This is a genomic window from Streptomyces sp. NPDC086147 (assembly GCF_040702165.1).
GTDB lineage: Bacteria > Actinomycetota > Actinomycetes > Streptomycetales > Streptomycetaceae > Streptomyces.
On the sequence record NZ_JBFBJO010000005.1, the window covers coordinates 185513 to 208386 of the forward strand.

General features: G+C 74.7%; 16 protein-coding genes and 2 pseudogenes. 8 read left to right on the forward strand and 10 right to left on the reverse strand.

Going from position 1 to position 22874, the window contains the following annotated elements; translation table 11 throughout:
* Positions 1-12 precede the first annotated feature (12 nt).
* A pseudogene (locus AB0398_RS13990) lies at positions 13-947 on the reverse strand (LysR family transcriptional regulator).
* Positions 948-1036: 89 nt separating this feature from the next.
* Between AB0398_RS13990 and AB0398_RS13995 the strand changes: the two are divergent.
* The 3 genes and pseudogenes from AB0398_RS13995 to AB0398_RS14005 form a co-directional block, all read left to right on the forward strand.
* A pseudogene (locus tag AB0398_RS13995) lies at positions 1037-1330 on the forward strand (alcohol dehydrogenase); the annotation flags it as partial.
* A 125-nt stretch (positions 1331-1455) separates the two neighbouring features.
* Entirely contained in the window at positions 1456-2697 is a 1242-nt protein-coding gene (locus AB0398_RS14000; RefSeq protein ID WP_366374779.1) for an FAD-dependent oxidoreductase, read from the forward strand.
* 55 nt (positions 2698-2752) lie between these two features.
* A complete protein-coding gene (locus AB0398_RS14005; protein WP_366374781.1) occupies positions 2753-3694 on the forward strand; it encodes an RNA polymerase sigma-70 factor in 942 nt (313 codons plus the stop codon).
* A gap of 40 nt (positions 3695-3734) precedes the next feature.
* On the opposite strand, the gene AB0398_RS14010 is transcribed toward AB0398_RS14005, so the two are convergent.
* Entirely contained in the window at positions 3735-5084 is a 1350-nt protein-coding gene (locus AB0398_RS14010) for an esterase-like activity of phytase family protein (RefSeq protein ID WP_366374783.1), read from the reverse strand.
* A 240-nt stretch (positions 5085-5324) separates the two neighbouring features.
* Here AB0398_RS14010 and AB0398_RS14015 point away from each other — a divergent pair, with 240 nt between their 5' ends.
* The 3 genes from AB0398_RS14015 to AB0398_RS14025 all read left to right on the forward strand — a co-directional run bounded on the left by AB0398_RS14015 (position 5325) and on the right by AB0398_RS14025 (position 9270).
* On the forward strand, positions 5325-6473 hold the full coding sequence (locus tag AB0398_RS14015) for a winged helix DNA-binding domain-containing protein (RefSeq protein WP_366374785.1): 1149 nt from the start codon (positions 5325-5327) through the stop codon (positions 6471-6473).
* Between the two features lie 244 nt (positions 6474-6717).
* Positions 6718-7635, forward strand: a complete 918-nt coding sequence (gene pucL / locus AB0398_RS14020; protein WP_366374787.1) for a factor-independent urate hydroxylase — start codon at positions 6718-6720, stop codon at positions 7633-7635.
* A 375-nt stretch (positions 7636-8010) separates the two neighbouring features.
* Positions 8011-9270 carry a transposase gene (locus tag AB0398_RS14025; protein ID WP_366374789.1) on the forward strand — a complete coding sequence of 420 codons (1260 nt, stop codon included), beginning with the start codon at positions 8011-8013 and terminating at the stop codon, positions 9268-9270.
* A 33-nt stretch (positions 9271-9303) separates the two neighbouring features.
* On the opposite strand, the gene AB0398_RS14030 is transcribed toward AB0398_RS14025, so the two are convergent.
* The 4 genes from AB0398_RS14030 to AB0398_RS14045 all read right to left on the reverse strand — a co-directional run bounded on the left by AB0398_RS14030 (position 9304) and on the right by AB0398_RS14045 (position 14949).
* On the reverse strand, positions 9304-11334 hold the full coding sequence (locus tag AB0398_RS14030; RefSeq protein ID WP_366374791.1) for a helix-turn-helix domain-containing protein: 2031 nt from the start codon (positions 11332-11334) through the stop codon (positions 9304-9306).
* A 260-nt stretch (positions 11335-11594) separates the two neighbouring features.
* A complete protein-coding gene (locus AB0398_RS14035) occupies positions 11595-12476 on the reverse strand; it encodes an AfsR/SARP family transcriptional regulator (protein ID WP_366374793.1) in 882 nt (293 codons plus the stop codon).
* Between the two features lie 332 nt (positions 12477-12808).
* Positions 12809-13270, reverse strand: a complete 462-nt coding sequence (locus AB0398_RS14040; protein WP_366374795.1) for an anthrone oxygenase family protein — start codon at positions 13268-13270, stop codon at positions 12809-12811.
* Positions 13271-13338: 68 nt separating this feature from the next.
* Entirely contained in the window at positions 13339-14949 is a 1611-nt protein-coding gene (locus tag AB0398_RS14045; RefSeq protein ID WP_366374797.1) for a von Willebrand factor type A domain-containing protein, read from the reverse strand.
* Positions 14950-15163: 214 nt separating this feature from the next.
* On the opposite strand from AB0398_RS14045, the gene AB0398_RS14050 reads away from it, so the two are divergent.
* A complete protein-coding gene (locus AB0398_RS14050; RefSeq protein ID WP_366374799.1) occupies positions 15164-15889 on the forward strand; it encodes a DNA-binding response regulator in 726 nt (241 codons plus the stop codon).
* 15 nt (positions 15890-15904) lie between these two features.
* Here AB0398_RS14050 and AB0398_RS14055 read toward each other — a convergent pair whose 3' ends face one another.
* Both AB0398_RS14055 and AB0398_RS14060 read right to left on the reverse strand, forming a co-directional pair.
* Positions 15905-16798 carry an ABC transporter permease subunit gene (locus AB0398_RS14055; RefSeq protein ID WP_366374801.1) on the reverse strand — a complete coding sequence of 298 codons (894 nt, stop codon included), beginning with the start codon at positions 16796-16798 and terminating at the stop codon, positions 15905-15907.
* Positions 16795-19596 (reverse strand): alpha/beta fold hydrolase, encoded by a 2802-nt coding sequence (locus AB0398_RS14060; protein WP_366374803.1) that lies wholly within the window; start codon positions 19594-19596, stop codon positions 16795-16797. The genes AB0398_RS14055 and AB0398_RS14060 overlap by 4 nt, the downstream gene beginning before the upstream one ends.
* Positions 19597-19784: 188 nt before the next feature.
* Between AB0398_RS14060 and AB0398_RS14065 the strand changes: the two genes are divergently transcribed.
* On the forward strand, positions 19785-20222 hold the full coding sequence (locus AB0398_RS14065; RefSeq protein ID WP_366375228.1) for a GNAT family N-acetyltransferase: 438 nt from the start codon (positions 19785-19787) through the stop codon (positions 20220-20222).
* Positions 20223-20356: 134 nt separating this feature from the next.
* On the opposite strand, the gene AB0398_RS14070 is transcribed toward AB0398_RS14065, so the two are convergent.
* Positions 20357-21166 (reverse strand): zinc-binding dehydrogenase, encoded by an 810-nt coding sequence (locus tag AB0398_RS14070; protein ID WP_366374805.1) that lies wholly within the window; start codon positions 21164-21166, stop codon positions 20357-20359.
* Between the two features lie 190 nt (positions 21167-21356).
* Positions 21357-22868 (reverse strand): CoA-acylating methylmalonate-semialdehyde dehydrogenase, encoded by a 1512-nt coding sequence (mmsA, locus tag AB0398_RS14075; RefSeq protein ID WP_366374807.1) that lies wholly within the window; start codon positions 22866-22868, stop codon positions 21357-21359.
* Positions 22869-22874: the final 6 nt, after the last annotated feature.

The following is a 22874-nucleotide window of genomic DNA, read 5'->3' on the forward strand; positions in this document are numbered from 1 at the left end:
TCCGGGGCCGGCCTACGCGGTGTCCCCCGGGGAGAGCGGCGCCGGCGGTTCCGGAAGCCAGTCGCGGGCGGGGTCGTACTCCAGCCATCTGCTCCGTCGCGCCTCGGCGGCGCAGGCGGCGGTGAGGCGGGGCAGGCCGGGGTGTTCGTCGCCGGTGCGCCACAGCAGGGACCAGGCGTAGGCAGAGCGGGGTGGGGTCGACCAGAGGTACGGAGCGGAGGCAGGGGGACGTCGGCGGGCAGCAGGGAGAAGCGGCGCGGGTCCTCCGCGATCCCGGCGAGGAAGTGGGCGAGGCCCAGGTTGACGCTCGCGGCCCGGCCGCGGACGCCGAACCGGTCGGCGAACCGGTGGAGGAAGTCGAGCCGCTCCAGCGCGCCGGGCGCCCACAGCACGCCGTCGCTCAACTGCTCCGGCCGAAGCGCCGGTTCGGCCGCGAGGGGGTGGTCGGCGCTCAGTACGGCGTCCACCGGTTCGAGGCGGACCAGGCGGTGGGTCAGGCCCGCGCGCAGCGGGGGGTGGACCCGGCCGAAGGCCACGTCGACGTCGCCCGCGAGGAACGCGCCCGTCACCGACGCCAGGTCGCGCCCGTGTCCGAGGGTCAGCTTTCCCGAAGGAAAGGCCACTTGGGCGAGCGTGCGCGTCGGCGCGTAGAGGTGGCCCCAGACGTCCACGCGCAGCGGGCGCTCCACCCCTGTCACGGAGGCGACCGCCGCGTCGGCGGCCTCCAGCGTCCGCCGGGCCGGGCCGAGGAAGCGCCGGCCGGCCCCGGTGAGGGAGACTCCCCGGCCGTCGCGCAGGAACAGCGGTGCGCGGAGCAGGGATTCGAGCCACGCGATCCTCTTGGAGAGGGCCTGCTGGGAGATCCCGAGCGTTTCGGCCGCCCGCCCGAAGTGCAGCTCCTCGGCGGCGCGCACGAAGGCGCGCACCTGCGCCACGTCGAGATCCACGGCCCCCACCTTAGGTGACAACCGACGGTTGTCGGCCTCTCCCCTCCGTTGTTGGATCGGCGGCCGGGCACCGGGTTTGCATGCCCGGCATGCAGAGACTGATTCCCACCGGGGAGGCGGCGCGTCCGGTCGCGTTCGCCGAGGTCCCCCAGCCCGTACCGGAGCCGGGGGAGGTACTGGTCAAGGTGGAGGCATTCGCGCCGAACCGGGGCGAGACGTTCCTCCTCGAAGACCCCGAGCCGGGGTTCTCGCCCGGCAAGGACGTCGCCGGGCTCGTCGTCCAGGAGGCGGCGGACGGCTCCGGGCCCGCCGTCGGCACCCGTGTGGTCGGGCATCCGGCGCGGGGCGGCTGGGCCGAGTACGCCGCCGTGCCCGTCCACTCCCGCTCCGGCCGTCCACGGGGAGTGATACGCGTCACAAGCCACCGGGGATGTCACAAAAAACCGTCGCGCGGTGTCTTGAGGACGAGCCCCTCGAAGGGGCGCCCCCCTTGAACGGAGGAGACACCATGACCGGGAACACCGAGGTGGTCGTGATCGGCGGCGGGTACGCCGGTGTCATGGCGGCCAACCGGCTGACGCGGCGCGACGACGTGACGGTGACGCTCATCAATCCGCGCCCGTCGTTCGTCCACCGGGTCCGGCTGCACCAGCTGGTCGGCGGGACCGGCGAGGCGGTCTTCGGCTATCCGGAGGTACTGGGCGGACGCGTCCGGCTGGTGGTCGGCAGCGCCGTGCGGATCGACATGGCCGGGCGCCGCGTGGAGCTGGCCGACGGCGGCACGGTCGGCTACGACCACCTGGTCTACGCGGTGGGCAGCGGGAGCGCCGACCCGGGCGTGCCGGGGGCCGCCGAGTTCGCCCGGCCGCTCGCCTCCCTGGAGGAGGCCGAGCGGCTGCGGCCGGCGCTGGACGCCGCGCCCGCGACGGCGCCGGTGACGGTCGTCGGGGCCGGTCCGACCGGCATCGAGACCGCCGCCGAGCTGGCGGAGGCCGGGCGTGCCGTGACGCTGGTCTGCGGCGGCGTGCTCGGCCCGTACCTGCACTCCCGGGGCCGGCGCTCGGTCGCCCGGCGGCTGGACCGGCTCGGGGTGGCCGTGCTCGACGGCCCCGGCACGAGGGTGACGGAGGTGACCCGCGCGACCGTGCGGCTCGCCGACGGGCGCGAGCTGCCGAGCGCGGTGACGGTCTGGACGGCCGGGTTCGGCGTGCCGGACCTGGCCGCGCGCAGCGGGCTGAGCACCGACGCGCTGGGCCGCCTGCTCACCGACGAGACGCTGACCAGCGTCGACGACGAGCGCGTCGTCGCGGCCGGCGACTCGGCGGCGCCCTCGGGCCTGCCGCTGCGGATGAGCTGCCAGGCGGCGATCCCACTGGGCGCGCGGGCCGCCGACACGGTGCTCGCCCGGATCGCGGGGGAACGGCCCGAGCCCCTGAACGAGCTCTTCGCCGGCCAGTGCATCAGCCTCGGGCGGCAGGAGGGCATCTTCCAGTTCGCCCGCCGCGACACCGCCGTCCGGTTCCACATCGACGGGCGCGCGGGCGCGAAGCTCAAGGAGAAGGTGTGCGCGGGCATCGTCGGGCACCTGGCCGGCGAGGCGGACGACCCCGGCTCGTACCGCCTCCACCGCATTCCCGGCGGCACGCGGCGCCGGCGGCTGGCGCGGGCCGGGCGTACGGAGCAGGCTCTTGCCCCGGAAGCGCTCCCGCGGGCCGCCGACGACCAGTCCCGGTCCCGAGCCCGGTCCTGAAGGAGCCGACGTGAAGCAGCCCGATGTGGAAGCGTCCGATGCGAGGGAGTTCTGCGTGAGCGAGTCCGAGAGGGGGGCCTCCGGGGCGAGGGCTTCCGAGACGGGGGCCTCCGGGACCGACCCCGCCACCGACGCTTTCGTCGCCCACCGCAATCTGCTCTTCACCGTCGCGTACGAGATGCTCGGCTCGGCGGCCGACGCCGAGGACGTCCTCCAGGAGACCTGGCTGCGCTGGATCGAGGTCGACCCGGCGGAGGTGCGCGACCGGCGCGCGTACCTGGTCAGGATCACGACCCGGCAGGCGCTCAACCGGCTGCGCGCGGCGAGCCGTCGACGGGAGGCGTACGTCGGGCAGTGGCTGCCCGAGCCGCTGCTGACCGCGCCGGACGTGGCCGAGGACGTCGAGCTGGCCGAGAGCGTGTCGATGGCGATGATGCTCGTCCTCGAAACGCTGTCGCCGACCGAGCGCGCCGTCTTCGTGCTGCGCGAGGCCTTTGACGTCGGTTACGACGAGATCGCCGCCGCCGTCGGCAAGAACCCCGCCGCCGTCCGCCAGATCGCGCACCGCGCCCGCCGGCACGTCGACGCCCGCCGGCCCCGCCGGGTGGTCTCCCCGTCCGAGGCCAGGGCGGCCCTGGAGTCGTTCCGGAACGCCGTCGAGGCCAGGGACCTCCGAGGCCTCCTCGACGTGCTCGCCCCCGACGTCGTCCTGGTGAGCGACGGCGGCGGCGTCAAACGGGCCGCGCTGCGGCCGGTCGTCGGCGCCGGGAAGGTGGCCCGCTTCTACCTAGGCGGCTCCGCGAAGGCCGGGGTCGCGGTCACCTGCGAGCCCACCGCGGTCAACGGCGACCCGGCGCTCGCCGTGTACCTGGACGGTGAGTTCGACGGCGTCATGGCGCTCCGGGTCGAGGACGGGCGCGTCACCGGCCTCTACTACGTCCGCAACCCCGAGAAGCTGACCCGCGTCGCGTCGGAGACCCACCTCACCCTGCGGTGAGGGCGAGGGGGGCCGAAACGCGAGGACCGGGGCCGGGACGTCAGCGGACGGGGCGGTCGAGCCGCACCTTGACGAGGGTGGTCTCCACGCCGCTGTCGACCAGGCGCCCCTTCGCGTCGAAGGCGCCGGGGCCGTCCGTCATGCCGAAGTCGTTGTCGTTGAGCAGGACGAGGGTCGAGGAGCCCTCGACGGCGACGCCCTCGATCTTGCCGGGGACGCCCTTCACCGTGTTGAGGTCGACGACCAGGCGCTTCCGCAGGACGGGCACGCGCGCCGACGCCGGGTCGTCGAGCTGCTCCAGGGTCGGCTGCGCGCCGGTGTCCCAGACGGAGCCGAGGATGTCGTCGGAGCGGCGGAGGCGGACCTCGTGGAGGCGGGCGGACTTGTCGGTGCGCTCCTGCACGAGGAGGCGGTCGCCGCCGAGGGCGACGAGCGCGGAGAGCTTCAGCTCGGAGGTCTTGGTCTGGCCGGGCTCGACGGTGCCGACCGGGTCGAAGCGGTAGGCGTACTCGGCGGTGACCCGGTTCTTCCGCGGCGAGAAGCGCAGCAGCCGGGTGGTGCGGGAGTCCTTGCCGGCGGCCTCGTCGGGGTTGAGCAGCGGGCTCTGGAGGCCGAGGACGAGGTCGCCGTCGGGGAGCAGCGCGAGGCCCTCGAAGCCGCGGTTGACCTTGCGCTTGAGGAAGATCGCGGGCAGCGACTCGACCACGGGGTAGCCGGCGCCGGTCAGACCGAGCCCCCGGGGCACGTGGCGGGCGAGGACCCGGCCCTTCGCGGAGACGTGGACGAGGGACGGCCCGTACTCGTCCACCAGCCAGAAGCTGCCGTCGCGGTCCCGCACGATGCCCTCGGTGTCCAGGCCGTTCGGGTCGTACGGGAGCGGGGTGGAGGCGTCGTACGTGTAAGGGGCCTCGTCGCGGCCGGGCTGGTTGGACAGACCGGTCACGGGGGCGCCGTGGGAGGTGGTGATCGGGATGGTCCGCAGGACCTGGATCCGGCCGCCGACGGCGCGGATCTTCACGATGGCCGGGTCGAAGCCGGGCACGGGGAAGGTGCGGCGCTTGTCCTTGCCGATCTCGATCTGGCCGTTGGGGCCGCGGTCGGTGACGGTCCAGTACTCGCCGCGCCGCTCGGCCGGGAACAGGTCGCTGCCGATGCCGCCCAGGTCGATGTCCCGGTCGTCCGCGACGCTGCCCGGGAGCATGCCGTTGCTGAACGCGGCCAGCGGGATGTCGGGCAGGGTCGCGGTGGAGACGACGCGTCCGGCGGAGCCCTCGGGGCCGCGGTGCGCCGGCGCCCCGTCCGCCGTCCCCCCGACCACCGTGAGGGCGAGCGCGGCGGACAGCGGCAGGACCACGGCGGCGGGCCGGCGGCGCAGGAGGCGCGGAATCATCTGGGGGAACTCCCTCGGAGCACATGGAGGACGGGGACAGGGACGGAGACGGAGACGCCGGTGTGGAACGGCGCCGGTGACGGCGGGCCCATGGTCTGTTTCCGGCCACAACGTGAGGCGACGCGTGCGCGACGACGGGGCGATCCCCGGGTGAACGCGCGGATCCGCCGCCCGTACCGCACCCACGGCTCCGTCCGAAAACGCGTTCGGGGCGCCCTCACCACGCGAGAGAATCGCCCCATGCCGATCACCTCGCGCGCCCTCAACCGCTCCACCCTCGCCCGGCAGTTGCTCCTCGCCCGCGAGCCGATCGGCGTCGAGGACGCGGTGCGGCGGGTGGTGGCGCTCCAGGCGCAGCAGCCGGGTTCGCCGTACGTGGCGCTGTGGAACCGGGTCGCGGGCTTCGAGCCGGAGCGGTTCGACGAGGCCCAGAACGGGTTCCGGGTGGTCCGCTCGACGCTGCTGCGGCTCACCCTCCACCAGGTGCACGCCGACGACTACCGGATCTTCCGGGAGGCCATGGAGCCGACGCTGCGCGGCGGGCGCCTCCACGACCCCCGGTTCGCGGCGGCCGGATTCACGCCCGCCGACGCCGACGCGCTCCTGCCCGGCCTGCTCGCCCACGCCTCGGAGGCGCGGACCGGGGCCGAGCTGCGGGAGCTGATCGGACGGGGCCGGGACGGCCCGGTGGCGTCCGTGGTCTGGCGGATGGTGCGGCAGTACGCGCCGCTGTGGCACGCGCCGACGGGTCTGCCGTGGGCGTTCGGGAGCGCGCAGTCCTTCGTCGCGGCGGCCGAACGGCCCGCGCTCGCCGACCCGGAGGCGTCCGCCGCCGCCCTGGCCGTACTGCTCCGGCGCTACCTGGCGGGGTTCGGACCCGCCTCCGTGGCGGACATGGCGCAGTTCACGACGGCGCCCCGGCGCCTGGTGCGCGAGGCGGTCCTGATGCTGGAAGGAGGGCTGGAGCGGCTGGAGTCGGCCGACGGGACGGTGCTGTACGACGTCCCGGGCGCGCCGCTCCCCGAGGGGGAGACCCCGGCCCCGCCGCGCCTCCTCGCCATGTGGGACAGCGTCCTCCTCGCGTACGCCGACCGCTCCCGGATCATCCCGCCCGCGTACCGGAAGCTGGTGATCCGGGTGAACGGCGACACGCTGCCGACGCTCCTGGTCGACGGGTACGTCGCCGGGGTCTGGCGGCCCGTCGACGGCGGGATCGAGGCCACGGCCTTCCACCCGCTGTCCGCCGGGGACTGGGCGGGCCTGGCCGCCGAGGCCTCGGCGCTCGGCGGCCTCCTCGCCGCCAGGGACCCGCTGGTGTACCGGCGTTACGGCCACTGGTGGGACAAGGGCTTCCCGGCGGCCGAGACCCGGGTGCTGCCCACGGGCTGACGGACGGACGCCCCCCGACCGCCGCCGTCCGGGGCCCGTCGCCGCGCGCTCCGGACCATTGCCAGGCGGCCGGAACGCACATATCTTCGAGCCGAAACCTACGGACCGGGATGCTCGTCAGTCCCGGGGCGGTCCGCCGTTCACGGGCCGGACGGCGGGGAGCGGACCCTCGGGACGACGGGGGCGCTGGACGCCGGGCGTACGGGATATCCGTATCCACGTACCCGCGGGAGCTGAGCAGCACATGAGCAAGCACGTCCTGGCACAGAACCAGTACGGCAAGGCCGAGAACCGGATCGTCGCCGTGACCCGCAAGGGCGACGAGGGGGCCTGGCACGAGATCCGCGACCTGAACGTGTCGGTGGCGCTGCGCGGCGAGTACCGCGACGTGCACCTGACCGGCGACAACGGCAACTGCCTGCCGACCGACACCACCAAGAACACGGTCTACGCCTTCGCCAAGGAGCACGGCGTCGCCTCCCCCGAGGCCTTCGCGATCCACCTCGCCCGGCACTTCGTGGCCTCGCAGCCGGTCATCCACGAGGCGCAGATCCGGGTCGAGGAGTTCGCCTGGGAGCGGATCCCGGTCCCGACGCGCAAGGAGCAGCACTCCTTCGTCCGCAAGGGCCAGGAGGTCCGCACCGCGCAGGTCACCTACTCCGGGACCACCGGCCTCCAGGTCCTGTCGGGCCTGAAGGAGCTGACGGTGATGAACTCGACCAACTCCGAGTTCCACGGCTTCGTCAAGGACCGGTACACGACGCTCAAGGAGGCGTACGACCGGATCCTGGCCACCAAGGTGACCGCCCGCTGGGCGAACTCGGCCACGGCGGCGGCGGACCCGGAGCACGACTGGGACCGCTCGTACGAGAAGGTGCGCCGGCACCTCCTTGAGGCGTTCGCGGAGACGTACAGCTACTCGCTCCAGCAGACCCTGCACGCGATGGCGGACCGGGTCCTGGACCATGTGTCCACGGTCAACGAGGTGCGGCTCAACCTGCCGAACAAGCACCACTTCCTGGTCGACCTGGAGCCGTTCGGCCTGGAGAACGACAACGAGGTGTACTTCGCGGCCGACCGGATGTACGGCCTCATCGAGGGCACCGTCCACCGCCAGGGCGTGCAGCCGGTGATCGCGACCGGTGACTGGATCACCGCCTGAGTCGGCGGCACTCCTGAACGGCGGGCGCGTCGGGGCGAGGCGCACGGGCCCGGTTCCCGGCCTGGGGCATTAACCGGGCGGGCCCGTGCCGCCTCGCTCTGCGATGGTCCGGCCACGCAGTGCGACGGGTCAAAGCCCGGCCGCCGAGTCTGTCAGATCCCCCCGAGGCCTTCCCGGGAGTCTCGGGGAGGTCCTGCGGTGGCCCGTCGCGGGACGGCGGGGAGGGCTGTGACCTGCGCGGAAGGAGGGGGCGGTGGTCCGGCCACCATCCGGCGGCCGATTCGGGTGCCGGGTACACCTCGTCCCCGGAGGGGGTGAGGCGCGACGGTGGTGGTGCAGCGGGAAGGAGCTGCGCAACCTTCGGGCAGGAGTCTCGTGAGTACATCCGTCGCAACCAAGCGCAGGGCCACCACCGGGGGCATCGCCCCGGCCGTCCCCCTGGGCGCCGCCAGGTCCGTCGGCGCGGCCGGTTCGCGCGAGGACGTCTACGCCGAGCTGTGTTCCGCGCTCTTCTCCGGCTTCGCCCGCCGCGACCAGCGCCTGAAGGCCGAGCAGTACCTGCACGGTCTGCTCACCGCGCAGGGCCGCAAGTCGATCCGCAACATCGCCGCGCAGATCGGCGGTCCCGCGGCCGAGCAGAGCCTGCACCACTTCGTCTCCAGCTCCACCTGGGACTGGCAGCCCATGCGGGCGGCGCTCGGCCGCTACCTGGAGCGGAACGGCTGCCCGCAGGCCTGGGTGGTGCGGCCCATGCCGATCCCGAAGGCCGGGGAGCACTCGGTGGGCGTGGACCGGCGCTTCGACCCGGAGCGCGGTCAGGTCTTCCACGGACAGCAGGCCTTCGGCGTGTGGTTCGCGGGCGAGGAGCTGAGCGTCCCGGTCAACTGGCGCCTCTTCCTGCCGGACCCCTGGGTGAACGACCGCACGCGGCGCGACCGCGCGGAGGTCCCCGAGGAGGCCGGCGAGGAGACCCTGGAGGAGTGCGCGGTCTCGGCGGCGCTCGACACCGCCCGCTGGTCCGACGTCACCCGCAAGCCGGTCCTCATCGACATCCGGGGCGGCGCGGGCCGCGCGGCCCTCACCCGGCTCGCCGCGGCCGGGGTGCCGGTCGTGGCCCGAATCGGTCCGGGCTCCCGGCTCGCGATCGCGGACCGCTCGCTGCCCGGCTTCGGGGCGGGCCCGCTGTCCGCCGTACAGATACTGGAGTCCCTCAAGGGACTGCGCCGGCCGGTGAGCTGGGTGGACACGGTGGGGGGCGTGCGGACCTCGCGGACCTCGCTCGCCACGGCCGTCCGGGTGGCGCTGCCGACACCGGGCGGGGAGCGGATGCGTCCGCTGGTGCTGCTCGGCGAGTGGGACGACCCGCGGCGGGCCCCGTCCCGGGTGTGGATCAGCGACCTGACCGGTTCGCAGGTGGGCACCCTGCTGCGGCTCACCAAGCTCGCCCGCCGGGTGGAGCGGGACTTCGCGGAGGTCGGTGAGGAGGCGGGGCTGCGGGACTTCGTGGGCCGCTCGTTCCGCGGCTGGCACCGTCACATCACCCTGGCCTCGGCGGCTCACGCGGCGACCGTCCTGGCCACCCAGTGGGACGCGGGCTACGACTCCGGCTACGGCTCGCGGCGCTCGGCGAGCTGAGTCCGGCGCGTACGGGACGGTCCTGGCCCCGCGTCAGGCGCCGCGCTCCGGCGGGCGGGGCGGTTCGGGGGCGACGCGGCCGCGGGCCAGGGCCTCCCGGGTGCGCTGGAGCCGGAGCGCGAGCTGCACCTCCAGAACCTGTCCGGGCCTCTGCCACTCGGGCCCGAGGAGGTCGCCGATCCGCTCCAGGCGGCGGGAGACCGTGTTCGGGTGGACGTGCAGCGCCTCGGCCGCGTTCGTCGGGCTGCCGCCCGAGGCGAAGTACGCCTCCAGGGTGTGCGTGAGGTCGGTGAACCGCTCGGCGTCGTAGTCGAGGACGGGCCCGATCGCCGACTCCACGAAGCCGTCCACGTCGTTGTCGTCGGAGAGCAGCAGCCCCAGGAAGCCCAGGTCGCGCACGGAGGCCGCGGAGCCGGTGCCGCCGAGGGCGCTCATCGCGTCGAGGCAGCGCCAGGCCTCCCGGTGCATCCGCGCGACGGCGTCCGGGCTCCAGCCGGGTCCGGCGGAGGCGACGGAGACGGGGTGCCCGAGCAGCGGGGACAGCTCGGCGGCGACGGCCCGGGCGGCGGCCGAGGCGTCGTCGCCCGGCAGCAGCAGCACGATGCAGCCGCCCTGCACGGTCTTCAGACCCGAGAGGCGGTACGCGTACGAGGACGCCCACACGACCGCCCGGCCCTGCTCGCCGCCCTCGGGCCGGGCGAGCACGAGGACGTGCGGCCGGCGCAGGTCGACGCCGAGGCGGCCGGCCCGCTGGGCGATCTGCTGGGGCGCGTGCGGCGGGTCCGCGATGAGGTCGTCGAGGAGCTCGTCGCGGACGGGGCCCTCGGCGACGGCCGTGGAGCGCCGCATGAGGAGGAGGAAGGCGACGGACTGGGCGGCGAGTTCGAGGAGCCGTTCGTCCTCGCCGGTGAGTCCTCCGGCGGCGTGGACGACGAGGCCGCCGAGGTCCTCGGAGCCGGCGATGACCGGCGCGACCCAGGTGTCGGCGGCGGCGAGGACCGGGCGGCGGCGGGCGTGGGCGTCGAGCGAGGCCTTCTCGACGGCCTCCTGGACGGCCTCCTCGTCGAGGCCGGGGATCTCCCCGATCAGGGCGAGGGTCCGGCCGCCGGGGTCGCGGATCAGGACGCTCGCGTCGAGGGCGTCGGCGGCGGCCTTGGCGACGTTGCACAGGTCGCCGCCCGCGAGGACGAGGTTCATGATGCGGCCGTGGGCCTCGCTGACGTGCCGCATCCGGGTGAGCCGGGTGCGCACCCGGGAGCTGTCCCGCTCCAGTTCGGAGACCTCGGCCCGGGTCCGGTCGAGGAGGCCTGCCTTCTCGACGGCGAGGGCGGCCAGGTCCGCGAGAGCGGCGAGGAGCCCGATCTCCTCGGAGGTGTGGTGGCGGACGCGCCGGTCGGCCCCGAACAGGGTGCCGATGACGGTCTCTCCGCTGCGCAGCGGCGCGGCCACGATCGCGTGCAGTCCCTCGGCGCGCAGGGCGGCCTCGGCGGCCTCGTCGAAGGCGGGGGCGTGGACGCCCGCGTCGAGGGAGCCGGAGGGGGCGAACCGCTCGTCGGCGAGGTAGTCCGGGGTCCAGACGGGCTCGCCGTGGAGCTGGACGGCGCCGCCGAGCCCGTACCCCTCGGCGATCCTGAGGCCGGGGGTGAGGCGCGGCCCTTCGACGCGGCCGGGGAGGGTTCCCTCGGTGGTGTGGACGTAGCAGGCGCCGTGCGGGCCGCGCAGGGTGACGTACGCCAGGTCGAGGCCGAGGAGCCGGCGGGCGCGGCGGGTGATGACGTGCAGCAGGCCGTCGAGGTCGTAGGAGAGGGTCAGGTCGCGGGCGGTGTCGGTGAGGGCGTCGAGTCCGGCCTCGCGGCGCGCGTCCTGGGCGCGTTCGGCGTGGACCTGGCCGGCGAGCACGACGGCCCGTTCGAGGCGGCCGAGGTCCTCGCGGCCGAGACCGTCCCGGCGGGCCTCGTCGAGGAGGGCGTCGAAGCGGGCGGGCGGGGCCTGCCGGGCGAGGAGATCGAGGACCGTGAGCAGCGCGTCGGCACCACCGGCTCCGTCGGCGCCGTACGTGGTCATGGTCCAGTCCCCCGTATGTCGAGCGAAATAGGGCACCTCGGAGGAAACCCGTCCTGCCCGCCGAAACTAATTCGGCTTCGGAAGCCGGTCAACGGTGAGTTGCGGCACTTCATTCCCTCCGGTGCCGGGGAGGGGCCGGGTGACGGTCGGCGGTCGGCCGTCCGGTGGTCGCCGGGTGGCCCTCCGGCGGTGGCCGGGCGGCCCTCCGGGAGCGGCCGCGCGGAACTGACCGGCCGTCAGTCCGGTCGCCGGCCCGGCCGTCAGCCGAAGGAGCCCGCGGGGACGAGGCGGGGGCGGGGCGGGGCGTACTGGGTGGGGACCCGGAGGCCCAGGGCGGGGCGCTCGCCGGTGTGCCGCACGGCCAGGACCGAGCGCTGGAGGCGCCGCAGCCGCGCCGAGGGCTCCGTGCCGCTCTCGGCCTTGAGGGCGAGGCGCAGCCGCTCGTACGCGGTGAGGGCCTCGTCGTGCCGGCCGCAGCGCAGCAGGGCGACCATGAGGTGGGCGTGGAGCGGCTCGTTGGCGCGGTAGCGGGCGACGAGTCCGGTGAGCTCCGGGACGAGTTCGGCGTGCCGGCCGAGGCCGAGCTGTGCTTCGAGCCACTGGTCGAGGACGCTGAGCCGGGAGGCTTCGAGGCGCTCGATCTCCCTGCGGAGCCGGGGGCCCGCGGCGACGCCCGCGTACGGGTCTCCGCGCCACAGGGCCAGGGCCTCGCCGAGGCGGAGCGCGGCGCGCTGGAGGTCGCCGGCCTCCATGGCCCGGTAGCCGGCCCCGGCCGCGCGCTCGAACTGCCAGACGTCGTGGGCGCCGCCGCCGGTGTCGAGCCGGTAGCCGCCCGGCTGGGAGACGAGGACCGCGTCGGCGGTGCGCCGGTCGGACCAGCCGGCCCGCGGGTCGGCGGGGGCGGTGGCGCGCAGCGCGTCGTCGACGAGGGCGCGCAGCCCGGCTATGTGGGCCTGGAGCTCCGCGCGGGCGCCGCGCGGCGCGCCGGACGGCCACAGCTCCTCGGTCAGGACCGTCACGGGGACGACCTGGTCGGCACTGGCCGTGAGCAGGGCGAGGAGCTGTCGGGGCGCGGCCGCCGTCGGGGTGATCGACACCCCGTTCTCGCGTACCGACAGCCCCCCCAGGATCCGGACGTCCACCTTGCCCCCTCAGTGCCTGTGCGGTGTCTGCGCGCGGGATGACTCTCGATGATTAGAAAAGACCCCCGTAGGCATGTCAATAAGAAACCGGAGGGTACGGAATCACCTCCCCGGATATCAGGGTGATCCACCCTCTTTGTCCGGCTTTGGGCGCATCAAGTTTCTGCCAGTGACTGATAATCGACCCGTGGCGAAAGTCTGTTTCCGGACTCGGGGGTATGCTTTTGGGGGTCCTTCGCGGGCAGCGGAGGTGTCCCGACCCGCGACTTCACGCCACAAACAGACGCTCCGGTACGGTTCCGGATCGGACGGGACGGATGTTTCGGGCGGCCTCAGAGCACGGCGGCGGCGGTGAGCAGGCCGAACGAGACGGTGATCAGGGCCGTGCGGACGCGGTGGAAACCGTTCCACCGGCCCTCGAAGGCGGCCCGGGCCGCCGAGGGGTCGCCCCCGGGGTCGCGCGCCAGGGCGTTGTTGAGGGGGATGTTGCCGCCGAGGGTGACCAGGTGGTTGAGGACCGCGCACACGAGCCCCGCGAGGACGCACCACTTCTGCGCGCCGGTGCGCCCGGCGACGGGGACGAGGAACGCGGCGGCGGGGAAGACGATCACGCCGAGGAAGACGGTGAGGAACACGGCCCTCGGCACGTACTCGTTGATCCGGCGCATCGCCGTGACGAACCCGTCGTCCGTCAGACGGGCGAGCGCGGGCATGATCCCGGTCAGGAAGATCAGCATGAAACCGGCGTAGAGACCGGTGCAGACGACGGCGAGGGCGAGCAGCAGGGTGGCCATGGGCCATTCTGTCCCGCTGCCCGCCCCGGGCGTCAGGTGTGCGCGGCGGTGCTTCGGGCCTGTGCGCGTCAGCTGTACGGGTCGCCCGAGCGCAGCTCCCCCTCTCCCGGCCGGCCCGGCTCCGACGGTTCCTGCGACGGGCCGCGCAGGGTCTCCGCCTTCCGTACCGACTCGGCGAGTTCCCGCACCACCGCCGAGCCGGACCGTCCGGCGATCGCGTCGGCGCGTGCCGCGAGGGTCCCGAGCCCCGGCGCCCCCGGGAGCGCGCCGCCCCGCAGGGCGTCCGCGAAGTAGGCGGCGACGGCGGTCAGTTGCAGGCTGTCGTGGCCGGGGCCCCAGATGTCGGCGGTCAGGGCGCCGGTCGCGACGGTGCCGGAGCGCTCGCGCGGGGCCCGGGTGGCGGGGTCGAGCCAGCGGACGGTGGCGGTGGCGACGGTCCCGGTCGCCCCGGGCCTGGTCCTGACCGCGTACAGCGCGGTGACCGTGTGGCCGGCCCCGATCTCACCGCCGTCCACCCGGTCGTTGCGGAAGTCCTCGTCCGCGACCTCCCGGTTCTCATACCCGATCAGCCGGAACTTCTCGACGGTCCGCCGGTCGAAGGCGACCTGCGCCTTGGCGTCGCGGGCGCGCAGCTCGACGTGGGCGGGGAGCTGGTCGACGAAGACCTTGCGGGCCTGCGCCGTGGTGGAGACGTACGTCGTCTGGCCGTCGCCCCGGTCGGCGAGCTTCTCCATGAACGCGTCGCCGAACTCGCTGCCGACCCCGACGCCGAAGAGGGTGATCCCGTACTTCCGGCGCTCCTCGCCGATGCGGGCGAGGATCGTCTCCGCCTCGGTGGAGCCGGTGTTGGCGAGCGCGTCGGAGAGCAGGACGACCCGGTTGGTGGCGCCCTCGCGGTGTCCGGCGACGGCGGTGTCGTAGCCGGTGCGGACGCCGGCCTCCACGTTGGTGGACGCGCTGGTGGCCAGGGAGCCGACCACCTCGCGGATCCGGTCCCGGGCCTCCCCGACGCGGGTCATGGGCAGCCGGGTCTCGGCCTCGGAGCTGAAGGTGACGAGCGCGATCGAGTCGTCGTCGCGGAGTTCGCCGACGAGCAGCCCGAGGGACTCCTTGACGAGGTCGAGCCGCCCCGGCTCGTCCATGGAGCCGGAGACGTCGACGACGAAGGTGAGGGCGGCGGGCGGGCGTCCGCCGCTCCGGTCCGCGCCCCGGGTGGCGAGGCCGACCCTGACCAGGGACCAGCCGTCCCGGCCGGTGCGGGCGCCGTCGAGGGTGACGCCGAAGCCGTCGTCGGCGGGGCGTTCGTAGTCCGGGCGGAAGCTGTTGACGAACTCCTCGGGCCGCACGGTCGCCGGGTCGGGCAGCCGCCCGTCGGCGAGGGCGCGGCGGGCGTACCCGTACGAGGCGGTGTCCACGTCCAGGGCGAAGGTGGACAGGTAGTCGGGCGCGGGCGACGGGGACCGCCGCTCGCCCTCCTCGGGGGCGGGCGCCCCGGTGCGGCCGCCATCGGGCGGGGCCGGGGCGGTGCGTCCGCCCTCCTTCGCGCTCCGGTCGGCGGTGCCCCCGTCGCCGGACGCGCCGCAGCCCGTGAGGACGATTCCGGCGGCGAGCAACCCCGCGATCACGGCCGGGACCCGGGACCGGCGGGGCCGGGCCCCCCTCGTCTCGTTCCGTTCCATTCCATCTCCCCCTCTTCGTACGGCATTTGTCAATGTGACGAACCGGGGCCCCGAAAAGAGCAGTCGAAGGGGTTGCGGATGGATCTCGATGCGGCAACGGCGACACGGGTGAACTCCGGTGGCATGGATTCGCCATCCTTCTCAACAGGGGTTGTCACCGTGTGCAGTCACATGCGTACATGGAGTGGACATCGATCGGCGGGGGTGGTCAGCGGTGGCAGAGAGCGCGGGCTCCGTGATGCTCGCCCGTTCGGCGATGAACCGGGCCGCGACCGAGGGACAGCGGCCCCTGGGGCGTCCGGTCCGGGGCGCGCGGCGCATCAGTGCCGCGCTCGCCGGGCTGGCCGCCTCCACCCGGCACGAGTTGCTGACCTTCGACGACCCGGTCGCGTCCGCGGGCTACGCGATCCCCGAGCCGTTCCTGGAGCTGGCGGGAGCGTGCATGCGGGCCGCGGCGGAGCGGGCCGACGAGGTGCGGAGGATCGTCCCGCGGCACGCGCTGCCCCGGCTCGGGGAGTCGCTGCGGATCCCCGGGCAGGCCCGGCTGGTGGAAGCGATCCCGTTCAAGATGATCCTCGTCGACCGGACGGTGGCGGCGATCCCGCTCGATCTGGAGCTGCTCTACAACGGACTGCTGCTGATCCGCGACCCGGTGGTGGTGCAGGCGCTCGTCCGGGTCCACCAGATCTGCTGGGCGCTGGCCGAGGATCCGGCGGCCTGCGCGGTGCCGTCCCCGTCGCCGCCGCCGGACGACCTGCCGTCCCAGCTGCGGCCGGTGCTCGACGCCCTCCTCGCGGGGCTCACGGACGAGACGGCGGCGGCCCGGCTCGGCATGTCCGCGCGGACCTACAGCCGGCGGGTCGGCGAGCTGATGGCGGCCCTCGGCACGACGAGCCGCTTCCGCGCGGGTGCGGAAGCGGCTCGCAGGGGGTGGTTGTGAGGGTCGTTCCCCCGGTCAGGACACGATGTCCTTGCGGGCGAAGCCCCGGAAGGCGAGGGCGAAGAGGACCAGGGCGTACGTCAGGGAGATCGCCGTGCCCTTCACCATGCCGCCCCACTCCAGCTGGGGCTGGAGCGCGTCGATCCAGGCGAACTGCCAGTGCGCGGGCAGGAAGTCGCGCCAGTCGCCGAGCGCGGTGACGGCGTCCAGGACGTTGCCGACGATGGTCAGGCCGACGGCGCCGCCCACCGCGCCGAGCGGGGCGTCGGTGCGGGTGGACAGCCAGAAGGCGAGCCCGGCGGTGACCAGTTGGGAGGCGAAGACGAAGGCGACGGCGATCGCGATCCTGAGCAGGGCGTCCTCGGCCGGCACCGAGCCGCCGGTCGGCAGCCGGAGCGGCCCCCAGCCGTAGGCGACCGTGCCCGCCGCCAGGGCCACCAGCGGGAGGAGGACCATCGCGGCCGCGCTGTAGCCGAGCGCGACCGCCAGCTTCGAGGCGAGGAGCCGGGACCGGGGCACGGGCGCGGCGAGCAGGTAGCGCAGCGAGGACCAGCTCGCCTCGGAGGCGACCGTGTCCCCGCAGAAGAGCGCCACCGGGATGACGAGGAGGAAACCGGCGGAGACGAAGAGGCAGGTGGCCGCGAAGTTGGCGCCCGAGGTCGTCGCCGTGTCGATCAGGGTGACGCGGCCGTCGCGGTCGTCGTCCCCGGCGCCGCCGATCGCGAAGGCCGCGATCAGGACGAACGGCAGGGCGACCAGGATCGCGCCCATCACCAGGGTGCGGCGGCGCTTCCACTGGCGCAGGACCTCGACGCGCAGCGGCAGGGTGCGGCCGGGCCGGTAGCCGGGGGCGGACTCCGCCGGGCCTTCGGTCGTGAGGGTGCTGGGGGTGCCGGGGGCGCTGCTCATGCGGCTCCTCCTCCGATCAGGGTCAGGAACGCGTCCTCCAGGCGCCGGTGCGGCCCGACCCCGGTCAGCGGCACGTCCAGGCGGACGAGTTCGCCGATGAGGGCGGTCACGTCGGCGCCGTCGAGCCGGACCAGGAGTCCGGCGTCGGTGCGGGCGGCCGAGCCGACGCCCGGCAGGGCGCCGATCTTCTCGACGAGGGCGTCCGGGAGGACGGGGACGGGGGTGCCGTCGGGGGTGCGTTCGGCGAGGGTCACGAGGAGGGTGTCGCCGGAGCCGGTGATCTCCGCGACCGGGCCGGCCTGCACGAGCTGACCCCGGTCCATGACGACGAGGTGGGTGCAGGACTGCTCGACCTCCGCGAGGAGGTGGCTGGAGACGATGACGGTGCGGCCCCCGGCCGCGTACCGGATCATCACCTCGCGCATCTCGCGGATCTGCGGCGGGTCGAGTCCGTTGGTCGGCTCGTCCAGGATCAGCAGGTCCGGCAGGCCGAGCATGGCCTGGGCGAGGGCGAGGCGCTGCCGCATGCCCTGGGAGTAGGTCCGCACGGCGCGTTCCAGGGCGCCGCCCAGGTTCGCGATCCGCAGGGCCTCGTCGACGTGGGCGTCCTCGGCGGGACGGCCGGTGGCCTTCCAGTACAGGTCGAGGTTCTCCCGGCCCGACAGGTGCGGCAGGAAGCCGGCGCCCTCGACGAAGGCGCCGACGCGGGAGAGGACCGGGGCGCCGGGCCGGATCGCCTGGCCGAAGACCCGGATCTCGCCCTCGTCGGGGGCGATGAGGCCCATCAGCATGCGCAGGGTGGTGGTCTTCCCGGCGCCGTTCGGGCCGAGGAGGCCGAGGACCTGGCCCTGCTCGACCCGGAAGGACAGGTCCTTGACGCTGTACCGCTCGCCGCCCTTGTACTTCTTGGAGAGGCCGGAGATCTGGAGCGGTACGGGGACGAGCTCCGGGTCCGGGGCGGGCGCGGCGGTCCGGCGGCGGGCCGTCAGGAGCAGCGCTACGGCGACGGCGAGACCGGTCAGCGGCAGGCCCCACACCCACCACGGCAGGCCGGCGGCCCGGGTGGTGAGACCGGGCGCGGTGGGCACGGTCAGCGGGCCCTCGACGGCGACGGTGTAGGCGGCGGGGGCGACCGGGGAGGCGTAGCCGAGGTCGGTGGCGGCGACGACGAGCCGCAGCCGGTGTCCGGCCTCCACCTCGTGGTCGATCGCGGGCAGCGTCAGGGTGACGTCGCGGCCCGTCCGGGCGCCCTCGACGCGGACGGGGGCGACGAGCTGGGAGGGCAGCACCTGCTGCCGGCCGTCGGGGCCGACGTCGTACACCTTGGCGAAGAGGACGGCGGAGCCGTCGGCGGCGGTCGAGGTGACCCGGACGCGGACGGTCGGCGCGCCGGTGATCCGCAGCTCCTCCGTCCGCGGCTTCGCGTCGAAGCGGGCGTGTTGGCCGGGGAAGTCGAGGGAGAGGCCGACGCCGAGGGAGGAGAGGCCGGAGAGTCCGCCGCCGAGGCCGGGGACGGCGGAGACGGCGGGCGGCGCGGCGCCCGGTGGGTTGGCGAAGGTCTGCGGCGCGCCGGCGAGGGGGACGGCCGTGGTGCCGGCGGCGAGGCCCGGGTAGCGGTCGGCGGTCGCGGCGCGCAGGGTCGCCCGGCCGTTGGTGGAGTCGACGCCGCCGGTGCGGCTGACGCGGAAGGCGGGGCCGGTGTCGGCGGAGGCGTCCCGCTTCAGCCAGCGGTCGAACCAGGCGCCGACGCGCCGCTCGACGCGCTCGGTCTCCTGGTCGCCGCCGTCGTGGCCGCCGGCGGTCCAGTCGACGGCGACGGGGGCGCCGTTGGCGGCGATGGCGCGGGCCATGGCGTCGGACTGGGCGAGGGTGAACAGCGAGTCGGAGCGGCCCTGCACGAGGAGCGCGGGCACCTTGATCCGGTCGCCGACGGCGGAGGGGCTGCGGGCTTCGAGCAGGGCGCGGGCGGCGGCGTCGGGCTTCCCGGAGACGGCGACGCGCTGGTAGAGCGAGCACAGCTCGGCGGTGAACCGGCCGCAGGCGGGGGGCTTCCCGGGGGCGGGGGCCCTGCCGGACGCGGCGGGAGCCTGCCCGCCTCCGGCGGCGGTGGCTCCGCCGGAGGCGGGTGCGTCACCGGGGGCGGGGGTCTCGCCGGTGGCGGGCCCGTCGCCCGCGCCCGGTCCGATCCCGGCGCCCGCGCCGTTCCCGGCGGAGAAGAAGATCCCGGCCCAGAGCTTCTTGAAGACGCCGTTCGGGAAGAGGGCGTCGGCGAGGTTCCAGTACGTGATCCGGGGGGCGATCGCGTCGACGCGCGGATCGTGCCCGGCGGCGAGCAGGGAGACCGCGCCGCCGTAGGAGGCGCCGCTGACGCCGATGCGCGGGTCGCCCGCCTTGTCGAGGAGGACCTCGGGCCGGCCGGCGAGCCAGTCGATCAGCCCGCTGACGTCCTTCACCTCGTACGCCGGGTCGTTGAGGCCGATCTCGCCCGTGGAGGCGCCGAAGCCGCGGGCGGACCAGGTGAGGACGGCGTAGCCCTCGCGGGCCAGGCCCTCGGCCTGGGCGCGGACGTCCTCCTTGGAGCCGCCGAAGCCGTGGCCGAGCAGGACGGCGGGCCTGCGCCCGTCGCCGTCGCCGGTGAAGTACGAGGTGTCGAGCCGTACGCCGTCGACGTCGAGCGTCCGGTCCGCGCGGTGCACGGGCGGTGGATCGTCCGAGGCGACGGCGGTCCAGGTGCCGGCACCCGCGAGGACGGTGAGCGCGGCGGTGACCGCGGCCCACCGGGGAAGTCGGAGTCGCATGGTCCCGAGCCTAAGCGGGCCCGCCGCGGACCACGGCTCCCGAAAGGCGGAGGTCCCGCACCTCCTGGGGTCGTACGGGGCACGGTCCGCGTACCGCGGGCGCGGTACGCCGATCGGACCGGACCCGGGGGTGTGCGTCCGGCATGATCGGCGGGACGCACACCCCCAGGTCCCATGGAGGAGACGTGATCGAGATCCGGCGGGCGACGACGGCGGCCGAGCTGCTCGCGGCGGAGCACCTCTACGACGGCCCGGCGCGGAAGGAGTGGGCGGACCGCTTCCTGGCGGCGCCGGGACACCTGATGCTCATCGCCTACACGGAGGACGGCTTCCCGGCCGGTTTCGTGTCCGGGGTCGAGATGACCCACCCGGACAAGGGCACGGAGATGTGCCTCTACGAACTGTCCGTGGACGAGGACCACCGCCGGCGCGGCACGGGCCGCGCCCTGACGGAGGCCCTGCTCGCGGCGGCCCGGGAGCGCGGCTGCCGGGGCGCCTGGGTGGGCGTGGACACGGACAACGACCCGGCCCTGGCGACGTACCGGTCGGCCGGGGCGGCGGACGAGGGGGTGTTCGCGATGCTGGGGTGGACCCTGCCGGACGGGGAGGCGGCGCCTCCGGCCTGAGCGCGTCCCCGTACCGTCACGGCGGTACTGCGGCAGTACGGAGGGCGGTCGGCGCGGCGGTGGTCGGCGCGGTGGCACGGGGACGCGCCGGGTGCTCCCGTACCCCGCCCCCGTACCCCGTACCGCCGCCCGGCTCAGGCCCCCACCCTCAGCACGGCCTTCCCCGTGTTCTCGCCGGCTTCGAGGATCCGCTGCGCCTCCGGCACCCCGGTCAGCTCGTACTCGGCCGTGATGTCGATCCGTACGGCACCCGACCCGGCCAGGGCGAGCGCCGCGAGGGCGTGGCGGCGGACGGCGGCGGGGTCTCTGCGGGAGAGGTCGATGAGGTTGTAGCCCGCCAGGACGCGGTTGTTCATCCACATCGGGAGGACCGGCAGGGTGAGGTCGGGGTGGCGGGCCGCCTCGCCGTAGACCAGGACCCGGCCGAAGGGGGCCAGGACCTCGAAGCTCGCCAGGCGGGTGGGGCCGCCGACCGGGTCCAGGACCAGGTCCACGCCCCGTCCGGAGGTCGCCTCCCGCACCGCGTCCGGGAAGCCGTCCCGCAGGAAGACCTCGTCGTAGCCGAAGCGGGCCGCGTACTCCGCCTTCTCCTTCGTGCTCACGGTGCCGTAGACCGCCGCCGCGCCCAGCGACCGGGCGAGCTGCGCCGCCGCCGAGCCGACCCCGCCCGCCGCCGCGTGCACGAGGACCGTGTCCCCCGGGGCGATCCGGCCCGCCCCGGCCAGCACCCCGTACGCGGTCGTCAGGACGAGGGTCGCGGCACCGGCCGTGCGCAGGTCCAGGCCCGTCCCCGCCAGGGAGAAGACGAACTCCGCCGGTGCCACCGCGTACTCCGCGTAGCCGCCGCCCTCGACGAGGTACGCGGCGACCTCCTCGCCGGGCGCGAGGCCCGTCACGCCCTCGCCGAGCGCCGCCACCGTCCCCGACGCCTCCCGACCGGTCACCGTCTCCCCCTGTACGGGCGCCCCGCGACCGCCGGCCGCTCGCGCACGTGATCGTCTCCGGTGCTTCCGATCGCCGGAACCGCCGGCCGGGACGTCGTATTCCCCCACCGGGGAGGGTGGTTGGCGTCGTGTCCGGGAACGCCGAAGGCCCCCGGGGCGCGGGTGCGCTCCGGGGGCCGTGCTCGTCCCGTCAGTGGTTGCGCGGGAAGCCCAGGTCGACGCCGGCCGGGGCGTCGGACGGGTCGGGCCAGCGGGTGGTGACGACCTTGCCCCGGGTGTAGAAGTGCACGCCGTCGTTGCCGTAGACGTGGTGGTCGCCGAAGAGCGAGTCCTTCCAGCCGCCGAAGGAGTGGTAGCCCACCGGGACCGGGATCGGGACGTTGACGCCGACCATGCCGGCCTCGACCTCCAGCTGGAAGCGGCGGGCCGCGCCGCCGTCGCGGGTGAAGATCGCGGTGCCGTTGCCGAACGGCGAGGCGTTGATGAGGGCGAGGCCCTCCTCGTACGTCCCGGTGCGCAGCACGCACAGGACCGGGCCGAAGATCTCGTCCCGGTAGGCCGCGGCCGTGGTGGGGACGCGGTCCAGGAGGGAGAGGCCGATCCAGTGCCCGTCCTCGTGGCCGTCGACGGTGTACCCGGTGCCGTCGAGGACGACCTCGCAGCCCTCGTCCGCCGCGCCGCGCACGTAGGAGGCGACCTTGTCGCGGTGGGCGGCCGTGATGAGCGGGCCCATCTCGGAGGTCGGGTCGGTGCCGGGGCCGATCTTGATCTTCTCGGCGCGCTCGCGGATCTTGTCCACCAGCTCGTCCGCGATCGAGCCGACGGCGACGACCGCCGAGATCGCCATGCAGCGCTCGCCGGCCGAGCCGTACGCCGCCGAGACGGCCGCGTCGGCCGCCGCGTCGAGGTCGGCGTCCGGGAGGACCAGCATGTGGTTCTTGGCGCCGCCGAGCGCCTGGACGCGCTTGCCGTTGGCGGAGGCGGTGGTGTGGATGTACCGGGCGATCGGGGTGGAGCCGACGAAGGAGATCGCGGAGACGTCCGGGTGCTCCAGGAGCCGGTCCACGGCCACCTTGTCGCCGTGCAGGACGTTGAAGACGCCGTCCGGCAGACCGGCCTCGGCGAGCAGCTCGGCGATCTTCAGGGACGGGGAGGGGTCCTTCTCGCTCGGCTTGAGGATGAAGGTGTTCCCGGTCGCGATGGCGATCGGGAACATCCACATCGGCACCATGGCCGGGAAGTTGAACGGCGTGATGCCGGCGACGACGCCGACCGGCTGGCGGATGGACGCCACGTCCACGCGGTTGGAGACCTGGGTGGAGAGCTCGCCCTTGAGCTGGGTGGTGATGCCGCAGGCCAGGTCGACGATCTCCAGGCCGCGCGCGACCTCGCCGAGCGCGTCGGAGTGCACCTTGCCGTGCTCGGCGACGATCAGCTCGGCGATGGCGTCGCGGTTCGCGTCGAGCAGGGCGCGGAACTTGAAGAGGATCGTGGTGCGCTGGGCCAGCGAGGAGGTGCCCCAGGTGGCGAAGGCGGCCTTGGCGGCGGCCACCGCCGCGTCGACCTCCTCGACCGAGGCGAGCGCGACCCGGGTGGTCACGGCGCCGGTGGCCGGGTCGGTGACCGGCCCCCAGTTGCCCGACGTGCCCTCGACGGCCTTGCCACCGATCCAGTGGTCGACGGTCTTGACGGTGTTCGTCATGACGAA